Annotated in this window: 26 protein-coding genes; 18 read left to right on the forward strand and 8 right to left on the reverse strand. The window is 50.1% G+C overall.

The annotated features are described in order from the left end of the window. On the reverse strand, positions 1-212 hold a 212-nt coding region (locus BMZ51_RS24365), incomplete at its 3' end, for a hypothetical protein (RefSeq protein ID WP_208979582.1). Positions 213-224: 12 nt separating this feature from the next. Here BMZ51_RS24365 and BMZ51_RS19220 point away from each other — a divergent pair. Next, complete coding sequence (locus BMZ51_RS19220) at positions 225-1,031, forward strand: GNAT family N-acetyltransferase (protein WP_068009066.1); 807 nt, start codon at positions 225-227, stop codon at positions 1,029-1,031. A 108-nt stretch (positions 1,032-1,139) separates the two neighbouring features. Here BMZ51_RS19220 and BMZ51_RS19225 read toward each other — a convergent pair whose 3' ends face one another. Further along, entirely contained in the window at positions 1,140-1,769 is a 630-nt protein-coding gene (locus tag BMZ51_RS19225) for a pyridoxamine 5'-phosphate oxidase family protein (protein ID WP_068009069.1), read from the reverse strand. Between the two features lie 462 nt (positions 1,770-2,231). Here BMZ51_RS19225 and BMZ51_RS19230 point away from each other — a divergent pair, with 462 nt between their 5' ends. From BMZ51_RS19230 to BMZ51_RS19270, 9 genes are all read left to right on the forward strand, one after another. Then, positions 2,232-2,792 carry a TetR/AcrR family transcriptional regulator gene (locus tag BMZ51_RS19230; RefSeq protein ID WP_068009071.1) on the forward strand — a complete coding sequence of 187 codons (561 nt, stop codon included), beginning with the start codon at positions 2,232-2,234 and terminating at the stop codon, positions 2,790-2,792. A 454-nt stretch (positions 2,793-3,246) separates the two neighbouring features. Continuing rightward, complete coding sequence (locus BMZ51_RS24785; RefSeq protein WP_068009073.1) at positions 3,247-3,507, forward strand: YjhX family toxin; 261 nt, start codon at positions 3,247-3,249, stop codon at positions 3,505-3,507. An 11-nt stretch (positions 3,508-3,518) separates the two neighbouring features. Then, positions 3,519-4,073, forward strand: a complete 555-nt coding sequence (locus BMZ51_RS19240; protein WP_203416218.1) for a GNAT family N-acetyltransferase — start codon at positions 3,519-3,521, stop codon at positions 4,071-4,073. Between the two features lie 241 nt (positions 4,074-4,314). Then, positions 4,315-4,629: an ArsR/SmtB family transcription factor gene (locus BMZ51_RS19245; RefSeq protein ID WP_068009075.1), complete on the forward strand. Its 315-nt coding sequence runs from the start codon at positions 4,315-4,317 to the stop codon at positions 4,627-4,629. Between the two features lie 129 nt (positions 4,630-4,758). Then, positions 4,759-5,958 carry an MFS transporter gene (locus BMZ51_RS19250; RefSeq protein ID WP_074882249.1) on the forward strand — a complete coding sequence of 400 codons (1,200 nt, stop codon included), beginning with the start codon at positions 4,759-4,761 and terminating at the stop codon, positions 5,956-5,958. A 154-nt stretch (positions 5,959-6,112) separates the two neighbouring features. Further along, a complete protein-coding gene (locus BMZ51_RS19255; RefSeq protein WP_082825687.1) occupies positions 6,113-7,177 on the forward strand; it encodes a YeiH family protein in 1,065 nt (354 codons plus the stop codon). A 188-nt stretch (positions 7,178-7,365) separates the two neighbouring features. Continuing rightward, positions 7,366-8,475 (forward strand): S-(hydroxymethyl)glutathione dehydrogenase/class III alcohol dehydrogenase, encoded by a 1,110-nt coding sequence (locus BMZ51_RS19260; RefSeq protein WP_068009085.1) that lies wholly within the window; start codon positions 7,366-7,368, stop codon positions 8,473-8,475. An 80-nt stretch (positions 8,476-8,555) separates the two neighbouring features. Next, positions 8,556-9,392 carry an S-formylglutathione hydrolase gene (gene fghA, locus BMZ51_RS19265; protein WP_068009087.1) on the forward strand — a complete coding sequence of 279 codons (837 nt, stop codon included), beginning with the start codon at positions 8,556-8,558 and terminating at the stop codon, positions 9,390-9,392. Positions 9,393-9,511: 119 nt separating this feature from the next. Then, the gene (locus tag BMZ51_RS19270; protein WP_068009090.1) at positions 9,512-9,802 is read left to right on the forward strand and encodes an SCP2 sterol-binding domain-containing protein; all 291 of its coding nucleotides are present in this window, start codon (positions 9,512-9,514) and stop codon (positions 9,800-9,802) included. Between the two features lie 128 nt (positions 9,803-9,930). On the opposite strand, the gene BMZ51_RS19275 is transcribed toward BMZ51_RS19270, so the two are convergent. The 3 genes from BMZ51_RS19275 to proC form a co-directional block, all read right to left on the reverse strand. Continuing rightward, the gene (locus BMZ51_RS19275; RefSeq protein WP_068009092.1) at positions 9,931-10,428 is read right to left on the reverse strand and encodes an SRPBCC family protein; all 498 of its coding nucleotides are present in this window, start codon (positions 10,426-10,428) and stop codon (positions 9,931-9,933) included. A 13-nt stretch (positions 10,429-10,441) separates the two neighbouring features. Continuing rightward, on the reverse strand, positions 10,442-10,795 hold the full coding sequence (locus BMZ51_RS19280; RefSeq protein WP_068009094.1) for an ArsR/SmtB family transcription factor: 354 nt from the start codon (positions 10,793-10,795) through the stop codon (positions 10,442-10,444). Between the two features lie 123 nt (positions 10,796-10,918). Beyond that, a complete protein-coding gene (gene proC / locus BMZ51_RS19285; protein ID WP_068009097.1) occupies positions 10,919-11,749 on the reverse strand; it encodes a pyrroline-5-carboxylate reductase in 831 nt (276 codons plus the stop codon). Positions 11,750-12,352: 603 nt separating this feature from the next. On the opposite strand from proC, the gene BMZ51_RS19295 reads away from it, so the two are divergent. The 7 genes from BMZ51_RS19295 to BMZ51_RS19325 all read left to right on the forward strand — a co-directional run bounded on the left by BMZ51_RS19295 (position 12,353) and on the right by BMZ51_RS19325 (position 20,939). Further along, on the forward strand, positions 12,353-13,594 hold the full coding sequence (locus tag BMZ51_RS19295; RefSeq protein WP_068009102.1) for an NAD(P)/FAD-dependent oxidoreductase: 1,242 nt from the start codon (positions 12,353-12,355) through the stop codon (positions 13,592-13,594). A 32-nt stretch (positions 13,595-13,626) separates the two neighbouring features. Next, positions 13,627-14,607 (forward strand): TRAP transporter substrate-binding protein, encoded by a 981-nt coding sequence (locus BMZ51_RS19300; RefSeq protein WP_068009105.1) that lies wholly within the window; start codon positions 13,627-13,629, stop codon positions 14,605-14,607. Between the two features lie 61 nt (positions 14,608-14,668). Next, the gene (locus BMZ51_RS19305; protein WP_068009108.1) at positions 14,669-15,202 is read left to right on the forward strand and encodes a TRAP transporter small permease; all 534 of its coding nucleotides are present in this window, start codon (positions 14,669-14,671) and stop codon (positions 15,200-15,202) included. Positions 15,203-15,207: 5 nt separating this feature from the next. After that, positions 15,208-16,521, forward strand: a complete 1,314-nt coding sequence (locus BMZ51_RS19310) for a TRAP transporter large permease (protein ID WP_068009111.1) — start codon at positions 15,208-15,210, stop codon at positions 16,519-16,521. 953 nt (positions 16,522-17,474) lie between these two features. Next, positions 17,475-17,828: a hypothetical protein gene (locus BMZ51_RS19315; RefSeq protein WP_068009115.1), complete on the forward strand. Its 354-nt coding sequence runs from the start codon at positions 17,475-17,477 to the stop codon at positions 17,826-17,828. 77 nt (positions 17,829-17,905) lie between these two features. Further along, entirely contained in the window at positions 17,906-19,630 is a 1,725-nt protein-coding gene (locus BMZ51_RS19320) for a type I secretion system permease/ATPase (RefSeq protein ID WP_068009303.1), read from the forward strand. Then, the gene (locus tag BMZ51_RS19325; protein ID WP_068009119.1) at positions 19,623-20,939 is read left to right on the forward strand and encodes an HlyD family type I secretion periplasmic adaptor subunit; all 1,317 of its coding nucleotides are present in this window, start codon (positions 19,623-19,625) and stop codon (positions 20,937-20,939) included. The genes BMZ51_RS19320 and BMZ51_RS19325 overlap by 8 nt, the downstream gene beginning before the upstream one ends. A 376-nt stretch (positions 20,940-21,315) precedes the next feature. On the opposite strand, the gene BMZ51_RS19330 is transcribed toward BMZ51_RS19325, so the two are convergent. Both BMZ51_RS19330 and dkgB read right to left on the reverse strand, forming a co-directional pair. Beyond that, positions 21,316-21,894, reverse strand: a complete 579-nt coding sequence (locus BMZ51_RS19330; protein WP_068009306.1) for an NAD(P)H-dependent oxidoreductase — start codon at positions 21,892-21,894, stop codon at positions 21,316-21,318. Between the two features lies 1 nt (position 21,895). After that, positions 21,896-22,696: a 2,5-didehydrogluconate reductase DkgB gene (gene dkgB / locus BMZ51_RS19335; RefSeq protein WP_068009122.1), complete on the reverse strand. Its 801-nt coding sequence runs from the start codon at positions 22,694-22,696 to the stop codon at positions 21,896-21,898. A 109-nt stretch (positions 22,697-22,805) separates the two neighbouring features. On the opposite strand from dkgB, the gene BMZ51_RS19340 reads away from it, so the two are divergent. Beyond that, the gene (locus tag BMZ51_RS19340; protein ID WP_068009125.1) at positions 22,806-23,711 is read left to right on the forward strand and encodes a LysR family transcriptional regulator; all 906 of its coding nucleotides are present in this window, start codon (positions 22,806-22,808) and stop codon (positions 23,709-23,711) included. Between the two features lie 342 nt (positions 23,712-24,053). Here BMZ51_RS19340 and BMZ51_RS19345 read toward each other — a convergent pair whose 3' ends face one another. Next, a complete protein-coding gene (locus BMZ51_RS19345) occupies positions 24,054-25,106 on the reverse strand; it encodes a serine hydrolase domain-containing protein (RefSeq protein ID WP_068009128.1) in 1,053 nt (350 codons plus the stop codon). Between the last annotated feature and the right edge of the window lie 54 nt (positions 25,107-25,160).

Raw genomic sequence — 25,160 nt, forward strand, 5'->3', positions numbered from 1 at the left:
GCACTTGGACGCCCGGCGTTCGAGCGCGTACTCGCGACCTGAATTGAACGGGTAAGAGCAACCTGCATTCTGAATTCGATTTCTGCAACAAGGCCACGCAGCTTCATCCACCAACCGAAATTTGAACGGCAACAAGAAGCGGCGCTAAGCGCGGTTCTCATTGCTCTGTAAACGCGGGCGAGCACCTCATTGAGGTCTTCCCTCTCGTGCATCTGGAGAATTCAATGACTGTTTTGTCAATGAACGACACTCTTAAAAACCTCGAAATCTCTTATTCCAGGTTCAATGCCCAAAGAACTTTATCAAGTTCATCTGAAAGTCGCTTTTACCTTGATCATATAGGCGGTCTGACCTTGTTGATTGATGAGGCCCGTTCTTATGACAATCGCTTACTTGGGGTTTGTGAGAGCAATATTGATGCAGTGCCTGCTGCATTGCAAAAGTTCTCCTCGTTAGGCCTTCGTCCGCGTATTGATCTTGAACCGGAGGCGCTCACAACAAAGACAGCAAAGACCTTGAACCAGCATGGGTACTTCCCGACAACATCACTGGTGTTTTTGGCCATGAATAACACCCATCAGGATCCTTTTTGCCCTTCACCAAAAACAGATTTCCCGTCTGATGTGCGGGTTGAGATAGTGCCTCACGCGCGCGTTGATACCTTTCTTGACCTGCTAAAGAAACTGGTGGGCCTGACATGTGATGAGGAACTCTGGCTGAAGCGCAAACACCTCTATTGTACGCAGCAGTTTGTGTGTTTTGTTGCCTATGTCGATGGTGAGCCTTGCGCCTGCGCAACCTTGTTCGTTGAAGGGGCACTGGGCGTTCTGGCAAATGCTGTCACGCTGGACTCATATCGCGGGCGTGGTTGCCAAAGGGCTTTGCTGGAAGCACGCATTGAACACGCACACAGCAGGGGAATTCAATGTACTATGAGCGATGTCCTGCCCAACACAACCAGCCAGCGCAACTGTCAGCGCGTTGGCTTTATGCCTATTAATACGCGCAGTCTGTGGGAGTATGTCGCCTAAGAACAACAGGACTGGGGCTCCGGCTCCAGTCCTTACACGCGTAATGAGATCACTGCATTTCAAGGCGTTATGCGTGGCCGATGAGGCCATACTGGATGGGGCCAGCGTTTAAAGGGACTGGCTAACTAAAGCTTTGAGTTCGGCATTTTCTGCTCGTAACCCCACCAGTTCCTCTCTCATTTTGTAAAGTTGTGGTTCCAGCTCTTCGAGCGATAAACGAACAGGGATGTGAGCGGAGCAGTTCCAATCCAGTGCTTCGATGTTGATTATCACAGCTCGCTCAGGAATAGCTTTATACTTCGCTATGCTCAGTTTCTTAACCAGTTCCGGATCTTCTTGAATGCTTACGATCTCCACGCGGCCAAGGAGTTTCAGGCGTCGACGTTGTGCGTAGTCCATCAAAATGATTGAGATACGATCGTTTCCCGCAAGATTTCCGAGGCTCAAGTACTGGCGATTGCCGCGAAGGTCTGCATACCCAATGCGAGTCTTATCCAGCACCTTGAGAAACCCCACAGGGCCGCCGCGAAACTGAACGTAGGGCCACCCGTGCTCGTTGACGGTTGCTTGATAAAAGCCATTCATCGTTTCAATGAAACTTGCCTCTTTTGCACTGAGCACATTTTCCGGACCAGTGTCTTCATCCAACATCCATTCATAGATGTGAGCAGAACCACGCTCTTCTTGCTCACGACGGACGGCATCTGTGAAAGCAATTTTGGCATATGCAAGCGCCATTCAAAAATCCTCTCAATAAATATCCAGGTATTTCACCCTGACGTGCGTCTCGACCTGCCAAAATTGACGAGGCGGTTCCCAACCAATTACGAGTACGCTCTGTCGCGTGCCTGAGCCTAGGTAATTTATATTTCTAAAAGTCCGCGGTCTTTTGCCTTGCAACCTTCTTAATGAAACGAGTTGTGCGACCTATCGTCTTACGCATGCCGCTCCCTGGCGATGCGTAGTGATTGAGCACTAGGGAACAAAATCTGCATGATTTTATCCCTGTGCCTTCTGGTCACTCGTGATATTCGCTGGTATGGTGTACTGATCTGTTCATCTAGTCAAATCACTAATTCGGGAGCGAAGGTCTCAAACCGATAGAAACTTGTTTAGGTGCTTGTTTTTATTACCAAAGACATAATCTGAGAATCTAAAGAAAATATTGTGGCTGTGCTGATCTGAAAATTTGGAGATGTTATGCGCTTAAATAAACGCGATGAAATTTTGGAAAATGCATACGAGATTTTTTATCGGAATGGTTTCCGTGGCACCGGAATGGATATGCTTGTTGCTGAGACAGGTATTTCTAAGACGTCCATGTACAAGCACTTCAATAGCAAGGATGAACTGATCCTTGCAGTACTGGAATTACGACAAAAGCGGTTCTTTGAAAGTTTCATCGATCATATGGATGAACTGGCGAGTGAGCCAAAAGATAAGCTGCTTGCAGTTTTTGATGTTCTTGCAGAGTGGTTTAACGAAAAGAGCTTTAAAAGTTGCATGTTCCTGAAAGCCAGCTTTGAGTTCCCTGAAGCGCATCATCCAATTCATCAGCGGGCAGCAAAGCACCGACAGCTAATATATCGGCACCTTTTCGAGCTGGTTGAACAAGCGGGTTTGAAGAACGCTGATAGCGTGACACGGCAGGTTCTGATGCTTATTGAAGGAGCAATTGTGACAGCTCAAATTGGCAACATTCCCGAGCCTGCTGCAGATGCAAAGAAAGCCGCTAAAATGGTGATTGACGCAGCATCGTGACATGTTGGTGGAAAATGATAACGCGTATACTTAATGGGCGCTAAAGCCATGCTCTCACATCTACGGTATCAAGTTGGTTTTACTATTATCGTGAGGGCATCCCTTTGAAACTGATCAGCCCAGTAAACCATTGCTGATCATTAGGTGCAGTTTCTATTGAAAGGGAATTGCGGTGTCGATAACGCCAATAAACTAATGACAGAAACCAAGCGCACTTTATTGAATGCGGGTTTAAACCATATTGACGTGGCAATATGGATTCTTTAGTAGGACGCTCTGTGAATTGATGGACGTCCGCTCCATCATCTGAATGGGCTTTTATGTTAGAGATTGTAATTAACTAGTACCGTTTCACTTTTGTGTGAAGCATTCGACGCAACCAGGTGTCTGGTAGCGCACGTTTTCGTGTGCTTCAGCCTGAAGTTGCCGTGGTATAGTTACGAGTCCAAACCTAATGAATATCTCAAGAATTGAACAACGTGTTGTGCACGTATCTGCTCAACGTGGATACGTGTGCTTTGAGCAAGCAAGCACTGGCCGTGTTGCTGAAGTTACTTATCCGACACGGGAAGGCTTTGCGCTTATAGGCTCATACCCACAAGCCGTTTGTAAGCCAAAAAATAGAAAACTTATAAAGTCCATCAAGGGAAATCCCAGCGACTATCTCGCGCAGGGCGACTTGGTGTGCGCTCTCAGTTCAGCAATCGATATATAGGAGTGACGACAATGAAAATTGATGAAATGATGGTCATTCGCCAATCAACAAGCAGTGATCTTGATTCAGTATTAGATATTGAATATCAGGCTTTTGGAAGCAACAAAGTGGCCACACTTGTCTCCGACTTATTACATGATGCTAGCGCCGCTCCAAGCCTATCGCTCTTGGCTACAATTGATGGCAAATGCATAGGCCATATCATGTTTACAGCAGTGGAATTGATAGGTGCGGAACATAAAATAACAGCGTCAATTCTTGCCCCTCTCGCCATCCTGCCAGATATGCAGGGCCGTGGAGTTGGTGGTGCGCTGGTCAAGGAAGGCCTGCGATTGCTAAAAGCATCTGGAGTGGACCTTGTCTTTGTCTTAGGACATCCAGAATACTACCCTCGCTTTGGCTTCAATCCGTCAGGTAAGCAGGGTTTGGATGCGCCTTTCCCTATACCAGAAAAAAATGCAAATGCCTGGATGGTTCAGGAGTTAAATTCTGGTGTCCTTGGCACCATCACAGGTAAAGTTCAATGTGCAGATAGCATGAATAAAGAAGAGTACTGGCGTGAGTAATATGCAGCGGGAGTAATCGTTAAGTCGTTATAAAAGGTCGAGGAGCAGGTCAGTTTTACTGGTCTGCTTTTCTTTTTTAAAAAGCCAATCTTAACGTTTCACCCCGGTGAAAGCTGCCCCTAAGGTTACGTGAAACTGGTTCTACACGTTTGGATTGCGAAGCTTTAGTCAGTCATAAGCGTATGGTGGATAAGATATATAAGTCACATACTATATAGATGAAATCCTATATAGATATCTAATGAATTTGATGAACACCCTTAAAACGCTTGCCAATGAAAACCGGCTTACCATTGTGGAGTGGCTCCAGAACCCTGAAGCACACTTTGCTGCTCAAAAGAATGGTGATCTGGTTGAGGACGGCGTTTGCCTGGGTGCGATCGCCCGCAAACTGGGTACGTCGCAGCCTACTGCAACAAACCATATGAAGGTATTGGCAGATGCCGGGCTGGTCACGCCCACCCGCATTAAAAACTGGGTGTTTTTTCGCTTAAATCAGGAGGCTCTCTCTCGCTTTATTAAAGACCTTGAAGACAAAGTCACCCCCAACCATTAGCGCGGCACTACAGCTAATCAGCCCATTCTTCAGGTATTTTTTTTGCATCATGTCCTGACCTTTGAGTGGAACATGTCTGTAAGGTGCCAACTAATTTATTGTCCCATTCTGAAATGACTGGAATACAGAGTGAAAAGCTCCGTTCTTTTGTTCTTTGGCTCAATGTTCGGTTCCCGCCTTGGGGATCAACTGTTGCTTTTCGTTGTCCCACTTGTTGTCTTTAAAACCACCGGAAGCGTGGCGCTCTCAGGGCTTGCATTTGCAGCTGAAACCCTTCCGCGTGTTTTGTTCTTTCCTGTTTGTGGAATTCTTGCAGATCGGTTCTCGCCCGTCACCCTTGTTCGGATTTCTCAAGCTGGGCGGTCGCTGGTTTGTGCGACGGGCTTGTTGGGTCAGTACTTTATGCCTCATGTGGGCTGGATTGTCGGTATTGCAGCCGTCAGCGGGCTTTTGACCACGCAAGGGTTTATGGCCCGCGAAGTGATGCTGCCACAGATTTTTAAAAATGTGGCCTTCACCAAAGTACAGTCTTACGCACAAAGTGTAGATCAGGTTTGTATCGTGCTGGGACCCGTTATTGCTGCAGCGCTCTTCAACCTATTTGGCTGGGAAGTTGTGGTCGTCATGTCAGCGGCGCTGTTTGTTAGCGCAGATGTGTTCATTTCCATCTGGCGACGTGTCAGCGATGTGACGCTGAAAGAATCTAAACCGCTGGAAGGCCATTGGACGCAGCCCTTCCGCACTGCGCTTAATCATCTGTTTTTCCTGCCCGGTTTAAAACGCATTGTCGCTTTGACAGCTATGGTCAATCTGGTTTTTGGCGTAACACTTGCCACTTCTGCAAGTATGGTGACAGGCCTTTATGAGCAGTCAGAAGAGTTCTACGCCCTGTTGCAATCCGTTGGTGCCGTGGCAACTTTTGGGGTGTTGTTGGTTACAGGAATGAGCCGTTTAAAACTCACGCAGATCGGGCTTATCTCCTATACTGGCTTGGTCATTGGGGCCGTGATTACAGGCTTTACAACAAGCTATTGGGTCTATCTGCTGGGATACAGCTTGGTTCTTGGGTTCGACAGCATGTTCAATGTCTATATCCGCAGTGCCCGGCAAAAGATCATTCCTGCGCAAGATTATGGCAAAACCGTTGGCGTGATCATCTTGTTTAACAACATCACATTGCCGATCTCTGGGTTGTTGGTGGGGCTTGTAACCTCTGTTGAATACACCGGTTGGCTCGTTCTTGTGCTCGCGGGGTTGATCACCGTTTTGGGGCTGGCGCTCAGCCTCAGCTCCAGTCAGGTTGCGCAAACAGAGCCCAACGAGGCTTAGAAAAGCAATGCACCACGCCTTGTCTGCTTTTATGGCGTGGTGATTTTTGATGTGTGCGGGGTAAAGGCGCAAGTCCCCTCTATTCCCTGCGGTTTCAGGCACTCTCATTCCATCGGGTTGTGCCAATCAGGTGCACCTGTAAAAGTGAGGTTCAATGCAACCACAGTCGAGCATGCCAGATCAACCAGAAGGTCCAGGTGCCCTTGTTCCTAAATGGTTAAACAATGGGCGAGAGATCGTACCTGGCCTCATCATTGCAACGGTGATTGCTGTTGCTGCACGCTACATCTCCGAGCACCAGGGCGGCCCCGTTATGCTTTATGCCTTGCTTATCGGCATGGCGGTGCATTCCATTTATGAGGATGGGAGCTGTCAGGCCGGGCTGAGTTTTGCTGCAAAGAAGGTGTTGCGTTTGGGCGTTATTTTGCTCGGCTTACGCGTTTCTTTTTCCCAGATACTGGAGCTTGGCTGGCAAACGCTGGCTCTGGTTATCCTCTCTGTTCTGGGCATGCTGCTTGTTGGGTTAGTGGTTGCCCGGCTGTTGGGGCGTTCGTCGAGCTTCGGCCTCCTAACAGGCGGTGCTGTTGGAATTTGCGGAGCGTCTGCTGCGCTGGCAATTTCCTCTGTTTTGCCAAACTCAAAGGAAAATGAGCAAAACACGTTGTTCACGGTCATCGCTGTAACAGCGCTTTCTACATTGGCGATGATCCTTTACCCAAGCATCGGCCAAATGTTTGGTCTTGATGATGTTCACCTTGGTATATTCTTCGGCGCGACCATTCATGATGTTGCCCAGGTGATCGGAGCAGGTTTTGCAGTCTCTGATGATGCAGGTGAGATCGCGACTGTGGTCAAGCTCATGCGGGTGATGATGCTTCTGCCCGTTATCTTCATTATCTCGTTCTGGTCAACCAGATGGCTACGTAATAAGGATGAGCCGTCTGCCTCGGCAATGGAGGTGAAAGCACCAGTCCCTTATTTCGCGTTCGGCTTTGCCGCCTTAGTGGTTGTGAACTCTCTTGGCTGGATCCCCGAGACACCGCACGCAATCCTCGTTGATGCCTCAAGCTGGTGCCTCGTGATCGCTATTTCTGCTTTGGGCGTTATGACGACACTTAAGACGCTTGTGAGCCTCGGGCATCAACATCTGTTTGTCATTGTGGGCGAAACGCTCGTCTTGCTTGGCGGGATTATTCTGGCACTCAAATACCTAGTGTAGAGATTGGGATTCAATCATCACCCTCTACGCATAACTCCAAATACGCTGATGCATTTGCTTGCGCTGCGCGTTATAAGTTGATGATGCAAATTTTGTGGTGACACTCATGCGGTGTGCGCCACCTAATTCATTTTGGGGAGCACCCGCCACATCCGGCGGGGCGATAACAAGACGTATAGGTTCAAAATATGGATACACGCGCCGCTGTTGCTTATAAAGCCGGAGCCCCTCTTTCCATCGAGACAGTGCAACTGGAAGGCCCTAAACCTTTTGAGGTGCTGGTTGAAATCATGGCAACAGGTGTGTGTCACACCGATGCGTTCACCCTGTCCGGTGATGACCCAGAAGGCTTGTTCCCCGCTATCCTTGGCCATGAAGGCGCAGGCATTGTGCGTGAGGTTGGCAAGGGCGTTACCTCTTTGAAGCCGGGAGATCATGTGATCCCGCTTTACACCCCTGAGTGCCGCGAGTGTGAGTACTGTTTGAACCCGAAAACAAACCTGTGTCAGTCTATCCGCACGACGCAGGGCGCTGGTGTGATGCCGGACGGCTCCAGCCGCTTCTCCATCAATGGCGAGAAAATCCACCACTACATGGGCACCAGCACCTTCTCAAACTTCACGGTTCTGCCAGAGATCTCCTTGGCGAAGATCCGCAAGGATGCACCGTTTGATAAGGTTTGCTACATCGGTTGTGGCGTGACCACTGGCGTTGGCGCTGTGATCAATACCGCAAAGGCTGAACCGGGCTGTAAGGCTGTTGTATTTGGCCTTGGCGGCATTGGCCTTAACGTTGTGCAGGGCCTTCGTTTGATCGGGGCTGACCAGATTGTTGGCGTGGATATCAACCCAAATAAAAGAGCGCTGGCCGAACAGTATGGCATGACCGATTTCGTCAACCCGAAGGAAGTTGACGGCGATCTGGTTCCTTACCTTGTTGACCTGACAGGGGGCGGTGCGGATTACACCTTTGAGTGTATCGGTCACCCGACCACCATGCGGCAGGCACTTGAGTGCTGTCACAAAGGTTGGGGCGAAAGCATCATTATTGGTGTTGCAGGCGCCGGTCAGGAAATCTCCACCCGTCCCTTCCAGCTGGTAACGGGGCGTTCCTGGAGAGGTACTGCCTTTGGCGGCGCACGTGGTCGCACAGATGTTCCAAAGATTGTAGATTGGTACATGGATGGTAAGATCGACATCGATCACATGATTACGCACACCATGCCGCTGGACGAGATCAACACAGCGTTTGACCTGATGCACGAAGGCAAATCCATCCGCTCTGTAATAACTTTTTAAGCGGCCTTAACCACTAAAATTCAAAGCGGGTCTGAGGGGAACGGTTTCCATTCAGGCCCGAATTTCTGCGAGATCCTAAGATGATTGAACTGGTATCCAGCTGGCGTTGTTTTGATGGCGAGCAACGGGTTTACAAACATGACAGTAAAGCCACCGGTACGCCGATGGAATTTGCCGTGTTCTTGCCGCGCCGTGCTTTGAATGGCGAAGAGTGCCCGACATTGATGTACCTGTCCGGCCTTACCTGCACATGGGAAAACATGGTTTCCAAAGGTGGGTCCCAGCGCACAGCTGCAGAATTGGGCATGATCATCGTGTCTCCAGATACCTCCCCGCGCGGCGAAGATGTGGCGGATGATGAGGCGTGGGACATGGGCAAAAGCGCTGGGTTTTACCTCAACGCAACGCAAGAGCCATGGGCGAAACACTACCGCATGGAAGAGTACATCACGCAGGAACTCCCTGAGATTTTGGAGGAACACTTCCCGGTTGATCTTTCTGCACTGGGCGTGACGGGGCATTCCATGGGTGGTCACGGGGCACTCACCCTTGCGATGAAGAATCCAGGCCTGTTCAAAAGCGTTTCTGCGTTTGCACCAATCGTAAACCCAATGAATTGCCCATGGGGTGAAAAAGCATTCTCTGGTTATCTGGGGTCAGACCGTTCTACATGGGCGAGCTATGATGCGTGTGAGTTGGTGAAAGCGCGCGGCTGGAAAGGTCGTATTCTGATTGATCAAGGCACAGCCGACAGCGTGCTTGAAGTACAGCTTAAACCGTGGGCCTTTGAAAAGGCTTGTCGCGAGGAGGGTGTAGACCTCACCCTGCGCATGCAGGGTGGATACGATCACCTGTACTACTTCGTTGCAACCTTCCTGCCAGACCATATTGCTTGGCACTATGACGAATTGGTCTAGCCCTTTACCTTTACTAGACGTATGAGCGGCTTGTTGTTGGCCCAGATAAACGATAAGTAGCTCCGACGTTTTGCAGGGTTCTATACCTTGCCCAAACACGAAAACAGCCAGAGGAACGTATGTCCGAATTCATCCAGAAGATCGTAACCGGTATCAACGGAAAGATTGATGGCGTCGATATGTCAAAATCAATCGCACTTAACATCAAGGATGAAGGCTTCATCATCATCGATGACCAGGGCGCTCGTGCAGAAGAAGCTGAAGCTGATTGCACAATCAGCTGTTCTGCCAAAACCTTCAAGGGCCTCGTGGATGGTTCCGTCAACCCGATGACGGCTGTGATGATGGGGAAGATCAAGATTGGTGGCGATAAGATGGTTGCCATGAACCTTGGCAAAATCTTCGGCTAATCCAGTTTGTATAAGTGCATCGGGGCACACCTGCACCGTTGTCCTGAAGGTGTTCTGCCTTTGGTAGTGTTGAGCCCCGACTCTGTGTGAGGTCGGGGCACAGAACATTTCCATAAAAGAGCATGTGGTTATGCAGGTTGAAGCTCTGCCAGCAATTCGTCCAGCAAGGCCATACCAGCGTTCCAGCCCTGGCTCATGCCGCCGATCGCAGCTTCAAAACAAGCAATTTCCGCTTCTGTCGCGTTATGGGGCACCCAGGTTAACCGCATCTTGGTTGCGTCACCATCTTGCTCAAATATAACGGTGGTTAGCAAAACGCGGGGCCAGTCCACCATCATAGGACTGGAAATTACGTTCCAGTCTGCGTCTGAGGTGGCGTGCAGCCAGACCAGTTTCTCAGGCTTGGTGACTTCTGTATATTCTACGCGCTGGAAGTTGGAATTCCCCTCCCACTTCATTTCGTGCAGCCAAAGGCCGCCCTGCTTGACATCTAGCTTATGGACGATGCTTTCCACATTGGGGCCGTACCAGCGCGAGACCAAGTCTGCCTCGGTCCAAGTGCGCCACACAAGCTCACGTGGTGCGTTGAAAGTCCTCTCCAGTACATAGCTTGGTAGTTCCTTCATTCCTATTCCCTCCTCAACTCTCAGATCTCTTCAATTCCTCCAGTAGATCATCCAGCTGATCGAAGCTGGTTGACCAAAACTGGGAAAACTCTTCCAGCCAGTGCACTGCATCGCGCATGGGGCCGGCCTTAAGCCGCGCCGGGCGACGCTGCCGGTCTACGGCGCGTTCAATCAACCCTGCCCGTTCCAGAACTTTAAGGTGTTTGGAGACAGCTGGCTGGCTTAGCCGAAATGGCTCAGCAAGCTCACCCACTGAGGCTTCGCCGTCCGCCAAACGGGTTAAAATCGCGCGGCGGGTTGGGTCTGCCAGCGCTGCAAATACGGCGTCCAGATTGGCTTGATGGGGAACGTGATTGACCTGTTGCATAACCAGATGGTTATATATAATCGTCGTCACGTCAAGTAGGAAATGACGTGGGGAATAAGCTGGCTAAAAACAAACCCTGCCTTCGCGTTGAAAGCAGGGTTTTACTTGCGCTGTGAATGTTTGTTAGCCTAGCTCTTGGCTGCGTTTACGTGCTGCTGCTACGGCACGTGAAAGAAGCGCTGGCATGCCATCCTTCTCGTTCATAAGCACATCCAGCGCTGCTGCTGTGGTGCCATTGGGGGATGTTACGTTGACGCGCAGTTGGGACGGGCTGTCGCTGGCATCTTCCGCCAGTTGTCCTGCGCCGCCAACGGTGGCCTTGGCCAATTGCATTGCCAGTTCCTCCGGCAAACCTTGTTCGATCCCTGCTTGAGCAAGCGTTTCGATCAAGTGGAATACATAAGCAGGTCCAGACCCGGAAACAGCGGTTACTGCATCCATCTGGCTTTCTTTCTCCAGTACCACGCACTGGCCCACTGCGCTGAGCAATTCCTGCGCCATCGCCACATTATCCTGCGAACAATGGGCGTTACCGATAAGCGCTGTAATACCACGGCCAATGGCCGCTGGTGTGTTTGGCATTGCGCGAACAATCGGGCTGCCCTCGCCAACAAGAGAGTGAAGCGTATGAAGGTTTGTGCCAGCGGCAACGGAGATAAACACCGTGCCCCCACCACCGATCGCGACAACCTGCGGGGTTGCATCGCCCAACATTTGCGGCTTCACCGCCAAAATGCAAACAGCTGGGCGTGATGGAAGGTCTTGATTTAGCTTTAGACCGTGATCGACTAAGGATTTGAGCCAATCAGAGGGATAAGGATCAATGACTGTGGTACTGGATGGCAGCACACCTGCTTCAAGCCAGCCCTGCAACATGGCAGAGCCCATTTTTCCGCAGCCAAGCAAAATCAGGCCGTTTGTGTTTATCTCTTTAATGTGACTAAGCTTCGACATCGATCAACTTCCGTAGTTCGCTAAATTCAAACGCGGATCATCCAGTTCCAGGGCGAACTTACGCGGAACAAGACCTGATTGGAACCAGTTCACGAGCGTGTAAATGGAATAGACGGGTAAACCGGTCAGTTTTCGAATGTCATTGTGTAAAGAATGGTGACGCAGATTTCGTAGCTCGATCTTGTGACTTTTCAACGCTCGTGAGTTTGCATGATGCCCGTCACCCACTTGAAGCGGCCGTCAGGATCTCTCCGCACCCCCAAAAGCGATCAGTCAGTACTTGTGTGTTTGGCTCGCCACCCTAAAGCCATTGCCAAGGAAGCAAGGAACTGGCCCCTCAACGTGAGCCAGCCTTTAGAAGAGAGCAATGCACCTGTATGCCGTTGGATGGGGTAGGACTAAGATGGCTATAATACAGAAGCTTACTTGTGCTGTCAGATTCTATCAGGCAAAGTTTTTCTCAGTAAAAGACCTGATGGGAACGTTGTTTAAATCACAAAGCGGCGATGTGTTTATCCTGCATTTGGCAAATTTGTGCGATTGCCGGCGTCGGGAGAGCATTGAGCGCGGCGTATTTTCTCGAACTGCGGTGATGGGGGGCGCATGAAGAAAAATAATGTCGTTGTCATTGGCGCTGGGATCGTTGGTGTATCAACAGCTTTATGGCTGAAGCGTGAGGGGCATGATGTGACCCTCATCGACAAAGGTGAACCTGGGATGGGCGCATCTTTTGGCAACGCGGGTGTTTTGGCCAGTTGCTCAGTGACCCCAGTCACGGCGCCGGGCCTGATCATGAAAGGCCCTAAGTTTCTGCTCGACCCGAACTTCCCTTTGTTTCTGCGCTGGAGTTATCTGCCAAAGTTGGCGGGTTGGCTGATGCGGTATCTCTCACATGCAACGGACAAAGAAACCCGCCGTATCGCGCAGGGGCTGGCGCCGATTGTGGGTGATAGCGTGGAGCTGCACCGTGCGTTGGTGGAAGGGACCAACGCTGCAAAGTGGCTTCAGGAAAGCACCTACAGCTTTGCCTACAACGACAGAGCCGCCTTTGAAGCAGACGCATACACCTGGGAGCTGCGCCGCAATGCCGGGTTTGTGCCCGAACTTATTGAAGGCGATGCCGTTCAGGAGTTGGAACCGATCCTTTCCAAAAATATCAAACTGCTGGCATTGATGCGGGACCATGGGTTTATTCTGGACCCAGGTGCCTATGTACAGGATCTGGTGCAGGTTTTTGAGGATATGGGCGGCCTGTTGGTGCAGGCCGAGGTGAAGGATTTCGATTTGTCGGGCGGCTCGATTTCAGCTGTTATGACCGACAAAGGACGTTTTGAGTGCGATCGGGCGGTTCTGGCATGTGGTGTCTGGTCCAAACCTTTGATGAAGAAGCTTGGCATCAACGTGCCGCTGGAAGCAGAGCGCGGTTACCACATTTTATTCAAGAACCCGAGTGAACAGCCGAGCCAGCCAATCATGGTGGCTTCTGGAAAATTTGTGGCAACGCCAATGGCACAAGGGTTGCGCTGTGCCGGTGTTGTTGAGTTTGGCGGGCTGGAAGCGGGGGCTTCCAAAGCACCTCTGGCTCTACTACGCAAAAAGGTTCGCGAGAACTTCCCAAATCTGGAAGCGTCAAGCGAAGAGGAATGGTTGGGCTTCCGCCCTGCGCCATCGGACAGTCTCCCCCTCATCGGTGAAGTGCGCAAAAGCGGTGTTTATGCAGCGTTTGGGCATCACCATATCGGGCTGACGGGCGGTCCAAAAACCGGGCGGCTGGTCTCCGATCTGATCAGCGGCAAACGCCCCAATAACGATATAAGCCCTTACGACCCGCACAGGTTTACTTAGGGCGTCACAAATTTTCTTGGAGGAGAGAACATATGAAAAAATCTAATTTACTGGTTACACTTAGCGTTTCAGCTATGGCGTTGGGCGCAACTGCCGCGTTTGCTGAAAAGTGGGACCTGCCCATGGCGTACTCAGGGTCCAACTTCCACTCTGTGACGGGTGCAGAGTTTGCAGCTTGTATTACCTCTGGTACCGGCGGCGAAATCGACGTCACGACCCATCCGGGCGGGTCTCTGTTCAAGGGCGGCGATATCAAGCGGGCAATTCAGACTGGTCAGGTGCCAATTGGTGAGCGCCTGCTTTCCGGTCACCAAAACGAAAACGCGCTGTTTGGCGTGGATTCTGTTCCATTCCTTGCAACATCATTTGATGAGGCGGGAAAGCTTTGGACAGCTGCAAAGCCTGCGCTTGAGGACGTTCTTGGCCAGCAGAACCTGACGCTGCTGTATTCTGTGCCGTGGCCGCCACAGGGCCTGTACTTCAAAAATGCAGTCAATTCTGTTGCTGAGATGGAAGGCATTAAATTTCGGTCCTACAACATTGCAACTGCGCGCTTTGCAGAGCTGACCGGCATGCTGCCAGTTTCAATTGAAGCAGCGGAAATCTCACAGGCGTTTGCAACCGGTGTTGCCGACTCCATGATCTCCTCTGGCGCAACTGGTTATGACCGTAAAGTGTGGGAGAGCCTCAATTACTTCTACGCAGTGGATGCATGGCTGCCGCGCAACTACATGCTCGTGAACTCTGATGTCTGGGCAGGTGTTTCTGACAAGAACAAAGGCATCATTGAGGGCTGTGCGGCGGCGGCAGAAGCAACTGGCCTTCAACGCTCTATCGACTACACAAACTTCACTCTTGATGGCCTGCGTGAGGGCGGCATGAAGGTTGAGAAGGGAAGCGAGCAGATGCAAGCAGACCTGCAGGAAATTGGTGCAACCATGACTGCAGAATGGCTTGAAGCTGCTGGCGAGAACGGCGAAACTGTTGTCAGCGCCTTTAAAACAATGAAATAAGCACGCAAAAGCCGGAGATCCGTTTGGAACTCCGGCTTTTCTTCTTTTGAGGGGAAGAACAATGAAGCTGACACGCGCACTGCGCTTTGGGCTGGATGGGATCTACAAGACAGCCGGAGTTCTCGCCGCGCTCTGTCTGATTGCCATTCTCGGGTTGATTGTCGTGCAGATGCTGGCACGTTGGACGGGAGAGGTCTTTCCGGGCGCCGCAGAATATGCAGGCTATGCCATGGCCGCCGCCAGTTTCCTTGCATTTGCCAATGCCTTGAACAAGGGGATCCATATTCGCGTATCCATCCTGCACCAAATGCTGGGCAAGACCGCACAGCGCATTTTGGAAATCTGGTGTTTTGCCATTGGTTCCGCCACGGTGTGGTACTTCGTGTACTACGCTTATCGCTTTGTGTACTGGTCGTGGAAGTTCAACGACATCAGTCAGGGGCAGGACCGGACGCCGCTGTGGATTCCGCAGGGCTTTATGTTCGTTGGTGCCGTGATCCTTGCGATTGCTCTTACAGACCACCTCCTTCAACTCATTTTCACTGGCAAGCACCGTATTGCGCCTGAACTTGAAGAAGCAGTTGCCGGAGAATAAGAGCAATGGAAAATATAAGCATTATCATCTTGTTCCTGTTTGTCATGTTCACCTTGCTTGGCACCGGCGTTTGGGTCGGCCTGGCGCTCATGGGTGTGGCATGGGTTGGCATGGAATTGTTTACCACCCGCCCTGTTGGCGATGTGATGTTGACGACCATCTGGTCCTCCGCCTCTTCGTGGACATTGACCGCGCTGCCGCTGTTCATCTGGATGGGTGAGATCCTCTACCGAACCCGATTGTCGCAAGATATGTTCCGCGGCCTCGCCCCTTGGATGGCCCGCCTGCCCGGTGGTCTGGTTCACACCAACATTGTCGGCTGTACCGTCTTTGCAGCGGTCTCCGGTTCTTCCGCTGCCACGCTGACCACCGTTGGCAAGATGTCTATTCCCGAGCTGCGCAAGCGTGATTATCCGGAAAAAATGATCATTGGCACGCTCGCTGGGGCTGCAACCCTTGGCCTCATGATCCCGCCGTCCCTGACGCTGATCGTGTATGGCGTGACCATCAACGAGAGTATCTCCAAGCTGTTCTTTGCGGGCATTGTTCCGGGCATCGTGCTAGCTGGCATGTTCATGGCCTATGTAGCGGTCACCTCCAAAGTTTCCTCTGCATGGGAACCGGCGGCAGAGCCTGAGATGAGCTTTGCTGAGAAGGTGAAAAACACCCGCTTCCTGCTGCCAGTGATCCTGCTGATCCTTGTCGTGATTGGCTCCATGTATCTCGGCTATGCCACAGCGACAGAAGCCGCCGCCTTTGGCGTGATTGGAAGCCTGATCCTTGCCGCGTCGCAAGGCTCGCTGTCGTGGAATAGTTTCACAAGCAGCCTCATGGGGGCGACTTATACCTCCTCCATGATTGCGTTGATCCTTGCCGGTGCTGCGTTCCTGTCGCTTTCCATGGGCTTTACGGGCCTGCCACGCGGTCTGGCTGACATGATCGCAATGCTGGAATTAAGCCGCTTTGAGCTGCTGATGGTGTTGCTGGTGTTCTATGTGATCCTGGGCATGTTCCTTGATGGGATATCCTCTGTGGTGCTGACCATGGCCGTGGTGGAACCAATGATCCGTCAGGCCGGCATTGACCTGATCTGGTTTGGTATCTTCATCGTGGTGGTGGTTGAGATGGCGCAGATTACGCCGCCGATTGGGTTTAACCTGTTCGTGCTGCAAGGCATGACCAACTATCAGATGGGCTTCATCGCACGTGCAGCGTTTCCGATGTTCCTGATCATGGTTGCCATGGTGTTCGTTTTGATCGCGTTTCCTGAGGTCGCCACATGGCTGCCGGAGAACATTCGAAACAGGCCAGGCGACTAAAGCAAGGTGCCCCCGGTGTGCGAAAGCGTGTCGGGGGCTTTTATATGTGACCAACGTTTGTTGCAGCGCCCACCAGCCCACTCCTGACCTCAATTTCGTCTGTTTTGGTAGGCCTATGAGGCATTTTAGAATTTTAATTTTGCCACGATCTGGTCACAATGGCTCTAGGTACATCTCCTTAACGACAACTGAGTGTATACTTTTCACCATAAAATGAATGTAGGCCTCATGTTTTTTCGGTTGACAGATTTGTTTGTTTAATATTCTGCGTGTCACCCATGTTAAAGCACTGAAAAACAAGGACATTTTATCTATAAAATTTTATGAAATAACATCTAAATATAAATTTAAGTATAGGTTTGTTACATATAATATGAATACCTGTAGTTGTATTTATACTAAACATTAGATCAATATTGATTATCGATTTTAAAGTATAAAATTTTAAGACACATTTCAGCCTCAATTAAGGCGAAATATCGAAGGCAGATCAGGCCCCCTCTCAACATTGGGGTGTAACCTGCGGTTTAAATCCCTTCTCGAATGAGTATTTCGGGCGAGTGGTGAAAATTCTGCAAGTTATGTATCGGGGGTTTGGTTGCGTTTCAGGAAACTGAAATGGAGTGAGGATCACGGTGTGATCCTTTTCGATGTTTGTCGCTATGGGGCATACTCAATTGAGTACATGGCGAAACAGGGAGGCTAGGCTATGACATATATTCGTAGTGTAGACTTGCACTCTGAGTGTGGCATTTGCCGCGTTCGGGTCCGCTGAGACTTTCCTGACATAGAAACCGTTTTGGGTTTGGAACCTTTGTAGCCAGCACTGTTTGTGAAGCCAGCTAAAGGACCTCCTGCCAACGGTCTCACACGACAATCTAACACCATCGCACCTGGGGCCTTTTCCGGGAACGGTGGAACACATCTAACTTTTGTCTGAAAGGGAAAAAGACATGGGCTGGTGGAATCCATTTGAAGCAATCGCAGACGTTGCAACGCAAGCAATTGCAACGGTTATTGAAGGTGTGGCGACAGCACTTGGCGAGCCTGTATTGGGCAAGCAGATTGCGGATGTTTTTGAAGCTGTGACAGAAACTATTGTTGATGTTGTTGTCGATATAGCGGTCGGGGTTTCAACTTCAACCCCAGTACAGGCCACGATAAATGTCGTGATTGACCTGGCAGAGGGAGCTAAGGATGTTTACGACGCTCTTACCGAGCCGGTGACTCCTACTGAGCTTGCCATGACAGATGCACCTGGTTTGGAGCTTACTGCAAACTATGGCTCTGATGACATGCTGTTGTAATCAGTCGGGTTGGGGGCCAGCGGCATATGCTGCGGTCCCCATCTCATCTTGACAGGAACAAGAAGCTGGAGGGTCCTTTGGGTAAGCTGTCACAAGAACGTCCATCCTATATCTCCAACGCCTTTCGCAATCTTTACCGCGTGTTTTGGGGCATCGGTGGTATCAGCATGTTAATCAACCTGCTTATGCTCACAGGCCCATTGTTTATGCTGCAGGTTTATGATCGTGTATTGTCCAGCAGCTCCGTTCCAACCCTCGTTGTTCTCAGCCTTTTTGTGGCTGTCCTTTATGTGTTTTATGGAATTCTTGAAGGCTTGAGAAACCGGGTTCTCTTGCGTGTTGGACAGCGCGTGGACGAACAACTTTCCGGTCTTGCTTTTGGGGCATCCACCCGTATCCCGCTGGTTATGGGCTCTGAGGGTGAACGCTCCAGGCCCGTGAGTGATCTGGACGCCATCCGTCAGTTTTTATCCGGCTCTGGTCCATCAGCTATTTTTGATATGCCTTGGATGCCATTGTATCTTGGTATCGTATTCCTGTTTCACCCGCTTTTAGGAAGCGCTGCCTTGTGCGGCGCATTGCTCATTTGTGTTTTAATTGCGCTGAACGAGTTGTCTTCTCGTCGTCCAGCAGCAAACACCGCAGTTGAAGCAAACAAGCGCACCACACTTGTTGAAACTTGTCGGCGCAATGCAGAAAGCATTGAGGCGATGGGGATGATTGACAACCTGCGTACGCGCTGGGAGACCAATAACCAAGTCTATCTTGGCCGCCAGCGCGCTGCCTTTGATCGCTCCAACACTTTCACCACCATGATTAAGACCCTGCGCTTCATGCTGCAGTCTGCTATTTTGGGCCTTGGGGCATGGTTGGTGATCAAGCAGGAAGTCTCAGCCGGAGTGATGATTGCGTCCTCCATCATGACTGCGCGTGCTTTGGCTCCTGTTGAAATGGCGATCGTGAATTGGCGCGGCTTTGTTGCCGCCAGAGTGGGCATTGCGCGCCTTACCAGAACTTTTGAAACACAAGGCGCACCCAAAGAGCAGATATCCATCCCCTACCCCGACGCAGCGCTGACGGTTGATGCCTTGTCCTGCGGCCCGGTTGCAGCACGTGAGTCCTTTGTTAAAAATGTTTCGCTGGACCTGAAGGCGGGCGATGGCCTGGGGATCATCGGACACTCTGGTTCTGGCAAGTCAACACTGGCCAGAGCAATGGTTGGCGTTACCGACCCAATCAAAGGCTCCATCCGCTTTGACGGCGCGCAGCTTAGCCAGTGGAGTGCCTCTGAGCGCGGTGACTTTATCGGCTACCTACCTCAAGATATTCAACTTTTTGACGGAACCATCGCTGAAAATATCCAACGCTTCAAGCCAGAGGCAACCACTGACAAGTTGATAGAGGCAGCACGTCTTGCCGATGTGCATGAGCTGATTGTGAGTTTGCCGGAGGGTTATAATACCCATATTGGAGCGACCGGTTACGGCCTGTCCGGTGGTCAGCGGCAGCGTATAGCACTGGCGCGGGCGCTGTATGGCAACCCCTTCCTGATCGTGCTGGATGAACCGAACTCCAACCTGGATGCTGAGGGCGAAGCAGCGCTAACCAATGCGATCCACAATATGCGTGAGCGCGGGTCAATTGTAATCGTGGTCGCGCACCGTCCTGCAGCCACGTCAGCCGTTTCTCAGGTTTTGGTTATGAATGATGGATGCGCCGAAGCTTTAGGCCCCAAAGACACGATCATGAAACAGGTGATCGCCCCTCTTTGCAAACCACAGGAGGTTGTGCTCAATGGTTAAGAAAGAGCGCGGACCCTACGATATCAGCGCAAGTATTGGCCGTCATTTACGCGTTGCGGGCTATCTTGCCGTAGTTTTGGTGCTGGGTGCTGGCAGCTGGTCGGTCATCAGTGAGATTTCCGGTGCAGTTGTTGCGCCTGCAAGGATTGTGGTGGAGACCAGCACCAAGTCGGTTCAACATCGCGATGGCGGGATCATTGAACAGATTTTGGTCAGGAACGGGGACCCGGTGAAAGCTGGAGATCTGGTGCTGAAGCTGGATGATACGCTGACGCGCGCCAATCTTGCTGTTTTAACCCACCAGTTGGATGAGCTGTATGCCCGCGAGGCACGGCTGCTTGCCGAGATCCGGGGCGATGGGGATATTCAGTTTAAACAGAACGGAGCATCCCAAGGCCCAAGTGCGAACCAACTGAGTGTTCAAAGCACTCAGCGCAACATGTTGGAAGCTCGTCAAAAAAACCATTTAAGCAAGAAAGAGCAGTTGAAGGCGCAGATCGGGCAGTTTGAAAAGCAAATTGTCGGGATGATGCGCCAGCAACAGGCCAAGCAGGTTGAAGTGGAGTTGATTGATGCTGAATTGGCTGGCTTGGAATCCTTGCGCAAGAAGAAGCTGGTGACCGCCTCTCGGGTGATGGCATTTCAGCGCGAACGCAGCGCACTGGAAGGTGAACTGGGTGCCATTATTGCAGACATTGCCCGAACACAAGAGGCCATCAGCGAACGCAGGCTTATGATCCTGCAGACGGACGAGGAGCTGCGCTCCGCAAATCTGGATGAGCTTGGGCAAGCACGGGCACACATTGCTGAGCTCGAAGAGCGCCGCATTGCTGCAAAGGATGAGTTGCGCCGCACACAAATTCGCGCCCCGCAAGACGGCAAGGTTTTTGATCTGGCGGTTCACACCATTGGCGGGGTGATCATGGGGGGCGATGTGGTACTGAAGATCGTGCCGCAAGAAGACCAGCTCATCGTGGAAGCGAAAATCAAGCCGGTGGATGTGGACCAGATCAATCCTGATCAGGACGCCACCATCCGCTTGCCCGCTTTTGACAGGCGCACAACGCCAGAGTTGAAAGCACGGCTCAAAACAATTTCGCCCGATCTTGTGTACGACCCAAGAACAGGAAACCCATATTATCTGGCGGAACTGTCGATTGCAGAGGAGGAACTGGAGCGTCTGGAGGGCAAAACCCTTATCCCGGGCATGCCCGTTGAGGCCTTCATCACAACAGAAAACCGCTCTGTCCTATCGTACCTCGTCAAACCCGTAATGGACCAAATCGCCCACGCGATGAGAGAGAGCTGATATACATAATTGGAACGCACGCTCTTGTAGGCGCTGAATTGTGCTGTTTGACCAAAGCAGACATTGGAGCTTTGCGCGGAAGAACTCAGGCTATAAGTATTTTTCGACTGCAGGTGGATTTCATTCAAGTCTAGGTTAAAGCCATAACGCTTGCTCGTCTGGGCGCAATGAAATATCCGGTGCTATTGCTAAAGTCATTGTAAATTAAATGATATTCTAAGTTTCAATGCTCGAATAAACCTTTGCAACAGGGCCATAAAAAGCATCAACCCTCTCGACACATAAGAGGGTTGATAGGCTATGCTGTCTAAGAGCAATCTTCCCCCAAGTGGGATAGTCAAGAGAAAGATTGCGTGTGTCGGTGTGTTAGCTCAATCTAAATTAGTTCCTTCAAGTGTGCCTTATATCTTTCAAAATCGACCTCTATCTGAGGATTTTTCATAACGTCATTAGACATAAAGGTTTTGATCGGAGACATTCCCAAAAACTGATGTGCTTTGTGAAATGGCAAGTAAACACCGTCAACACCAGCCCCTTCAAAAAACTGAGAAGGATCAGTAAATGCCTGTTGCGGAGCATTCCACGTAACCGAAAACATATACCTTTTGCCCTGGATTAAGCCACCTGAACCGTATTTTTTTTCGGCATCACTCCTGGTTCTCCCGTCGCTTTGATACAAACGACCATGGCCAACGGTAAACACCTCATCAATATACTTTTTTACGATCCATGGCGGTCCCATCCACCAGGCCGGATTCTGATGAATCACGACATCCGACCATAACCATTTTTCGATTTCAGTCTCTATGTCGTAGGTCTTATCGATCTCAGTAACTTTAACATCATGGTTCAACTCGGTTAAGTAGCTTTCAGCCAGTGTTGCCAAGCTATTATTGAGAGATCCATCCGAATGAGCGAACTTCTTACTTCCATTGATGATTAAAACCTTGCTCATTTTAATCATCCCACTTTGGCGCAAGACCATCTGGGCTCACTTTACGCGCGTTACTCTCAAGACCATCAATCAAGCCAATATCTTCGCTAGATAAATGGACCCTCTGAGCTTCAAGGTTACTTGTTAGATTCTCGCGTTTGGTTGAAGACGGAATTACGGCGAACTCTTTTGATATTGCCCATGCTAGGACAATTTGTGCAGGCGTTGCTTTATACTTGCTTGCGATATCAATGATCAAAGGATCTTTTAAAACTTCGCCATAGGCTAGCGTCATATAAGAGGTTACTTGAATGCCGTTTTCTCGCATAAATGAAACCAGTTTTTGGTTTTGCAAGTATGGACTTAGTTCAATTTGGTTGGTAGCAATATTTTCCTTACCTACCGCATCAAAAGCTTTGTTTAACAACTCGATGTTGAAGTTTGAGACACCAATTTGCTTGGTTAGCCCTAAAGACTTTGCCTCAAGCAATGCATGCATATACTCTTCAACATTCTCGTTTGTACCAGGCCAGTGAATTAACGTTAAGTCCACATAGTCTGTGTTTAATTTTTTTAAACTCTCTTTGAGGCTAGGGATCAGTTCAGCCTTGGACAGATTATCTACCCAGATTTTGGTTGTGAGAAACAACTCTTCTCTAGGTAAGTCTGATTCAGCTAATACTTCCCCAATGCTCGACTCGTTACCATAGATTTGAGCAGTATCAATTGCGCGATATCCAACTTCTAACGCGTTTAATACTGAGCTTTTAACCACTTCGCCCTCTAAGCGAAAAGTGCCTACACCAAAAGGAGGTACGTTCATGATGTCTCCAAAATTTTTATTATTGTTAACTGGTGATACAAACTTTACGCGGCAGTATAAATTCTGTAAAGTTAACATTAATCAATTTTGAATTGACACAGAGTAACGAATGAAGTCGACCTTAGATGAGATGAAAGCCCTAGTTACTGTAGTGGATACAGGAAGCATACGAGGGGCGTCAGAAATTCTCTCCCTCACACCTGCAGCGGTGAGCCGTACCATTTCGAGGTTAGAAGCCAAACTCGAAACCACCTTGTTAAGCCGCACCACACGCAAACTAAGCGTCACATCGGAGGGAAGCATTTACTTAAAAAAAGTTAGGAAGATACTTGAAGAGGTCGAACTAACTGAACAGCAATTGAGAATCCAGAAAGATACGCCTTCAGGCCTCTTACGCATCAATACAGCAACGCCTTTCATCCTTCATGGGCTGGCTCCTTGTATTTCTCGTTATCGGGCCCTCTATCCTGACGTTGAAATCGAGCTTACGACAAACGAAGAAAATATTGATTTAGTAGGGAAACACACCGATATAGCTATTCGTATTGGTCAATTGAAAGACTCTACATTGAGAGCGGTATTTATTGGCAACAGCAGAATACGTATTGTTGCCAGTCCCGATTATTTAAAAGAGTTTGGTACACCAAGTTGTATCAAAGATCTTTCCAATCATAGACTGTTGGGATTCAGTAAACCTGAAGTATTAAAAAATTGGCCAATTATAGATGAAAACGACAAAATCTTCAGAGCAACGAGTAGCTTACGAGCAGACAATGGTGAGGTAATTCGGCATCTAGCGCTAAGTGGTGCTGGGATTGCATGTTTATCTGATTTTATGACATATCGAGATAGAGAAAGCGGCAGCTTGGTCGAACTGTTCAAAGAGTCTTCGCTGAAAATTGATCAACCCATTCATGCTATTTACTATAAAAACTCTGCGACATCTCTGAGAATTTCATCATTTATCAAATTTCTCAAAGAGAACCTAAAGGTTGAAAATAACGAGTTCATGTAGACGATCTGTAACATCAACATTGAATACTGGTTTAAGTGACATATGTTGTCTCGCTTTTCTGCAAAGTTTGATTCTGTTCGTTAAGAGGGCCTGCTTATATTATGCAGCGAACTTAGACCGACCCGATTTTAAGTGGAAATGTAAAGGGCAATGGATCTACTTGCCTCCGGCACGTTGCTATATGATTTCGGATAGGCTGCCTCAACCCTTGATAGACCTTCGTGTAAGGTCCGCTTCTGTCCCACCGCGTTATTGATCGCCTGTTATTGGTTGCCTCTCACACGCCACAACACCCACTCTGCGCGCCCTCCGGTTGCTTTGTGGATCGCGTGGCATGTGGAGTTAGAACCAGTGGTAGGAGGGGAGGTTGCCGCCAATGGTGTTGATGATGAGGGGTTCTATTTGCTCAAATAGTTTTTCGTTGTTGGAAAGGACAACGATGCCGATGTCTTCTTTTGGGTAGCCAACGGCATAGGAGCGGTATCCGGGGTTGCTGCCCCAGTGCCAGATTGACGGACTTGGCTCACTGGCCTGCAAGCCCCAACCTAATGACCACGCAATCGCGCCGGTGATTTTTGTGTCAGCCTTTATCATCATCTGTTTAAGTGCTGGTTCGTGGGTTTCATCCAGCATCGCTGCAAGAAAATGAGCGTAGTCTCCCGCCGTTGTATGCAAGCTCCACGCTGCGCTGCCGGAGACCGGCTTTCGTTTCTCGCCTATGGGGTTGCCGTCACTGTCATAACCAAGGCGGATGCGATAGTCGTAAGCTGTTTGCCACTGGAAGCTGGTGGAGGGCATATTGAACGGTTCGAACACGTGAATGCGGGCCAGCGTTTCCAGCGAAAGGCCAGTGCGTCGTTCCAAAACCTTTTGCAGCATGCCATAGCCATAACCGGAGTAGGAAAAGCTGGTGCCTGGGTCAAACCGCAGCGCTTTTTGCGCCTTGGCAGCGTTGCCCTTAAAGCCAGCACTGTGAGAAAGCAGCATACGGGCGCTTATGTCTTGCACACGCGGGTCAGTATCATCAAACAGATCAGGTGCATATTGATAGAGCGGACGCTCCAGACTGAGGATCTCTAGCTCAACCATCTTCAAAATAAGGTAGGCAAAGACCGGCTTGCCCAAGGAGGCTGCTTCAAAGATGGGCTCTTGCGCGCCAGAAACCGTCTGCCCCGTTGCGGTCCTGTCATATAAGCGAATAAACTCCACCTGCCCGCCCCGCACCACAGCCACACTGAGGGATGTGCTCGGGTTTTCCAGGTGGATGGCTCTGGCCTGTTCGTCCAGCGCTGTAATCACCTGATCCCGAGGCGCAGATGTTTGTAAAGGCGCTGCCTGATCGCAGGCCCCAAGAGCAAAAACTCCTGCTAAAGCCCCAAGTATCCGAAGGTGCATGTGAAACCCGTTTTGCTTAAAGCCCTTTGTAAAAGTGCTAGGTAATGATTATGG

This window comes from Pseudovibrio axinellae, from assembly GCF_900110875.1.
GTDB classification, from domain to species: domain Bacteria; phylum Pseudomonadota; class Alphaproteobacteria; order Rhizobiales; family Stappiaceae; genus Pseudovibrio; species Pseudovibrio axinellae.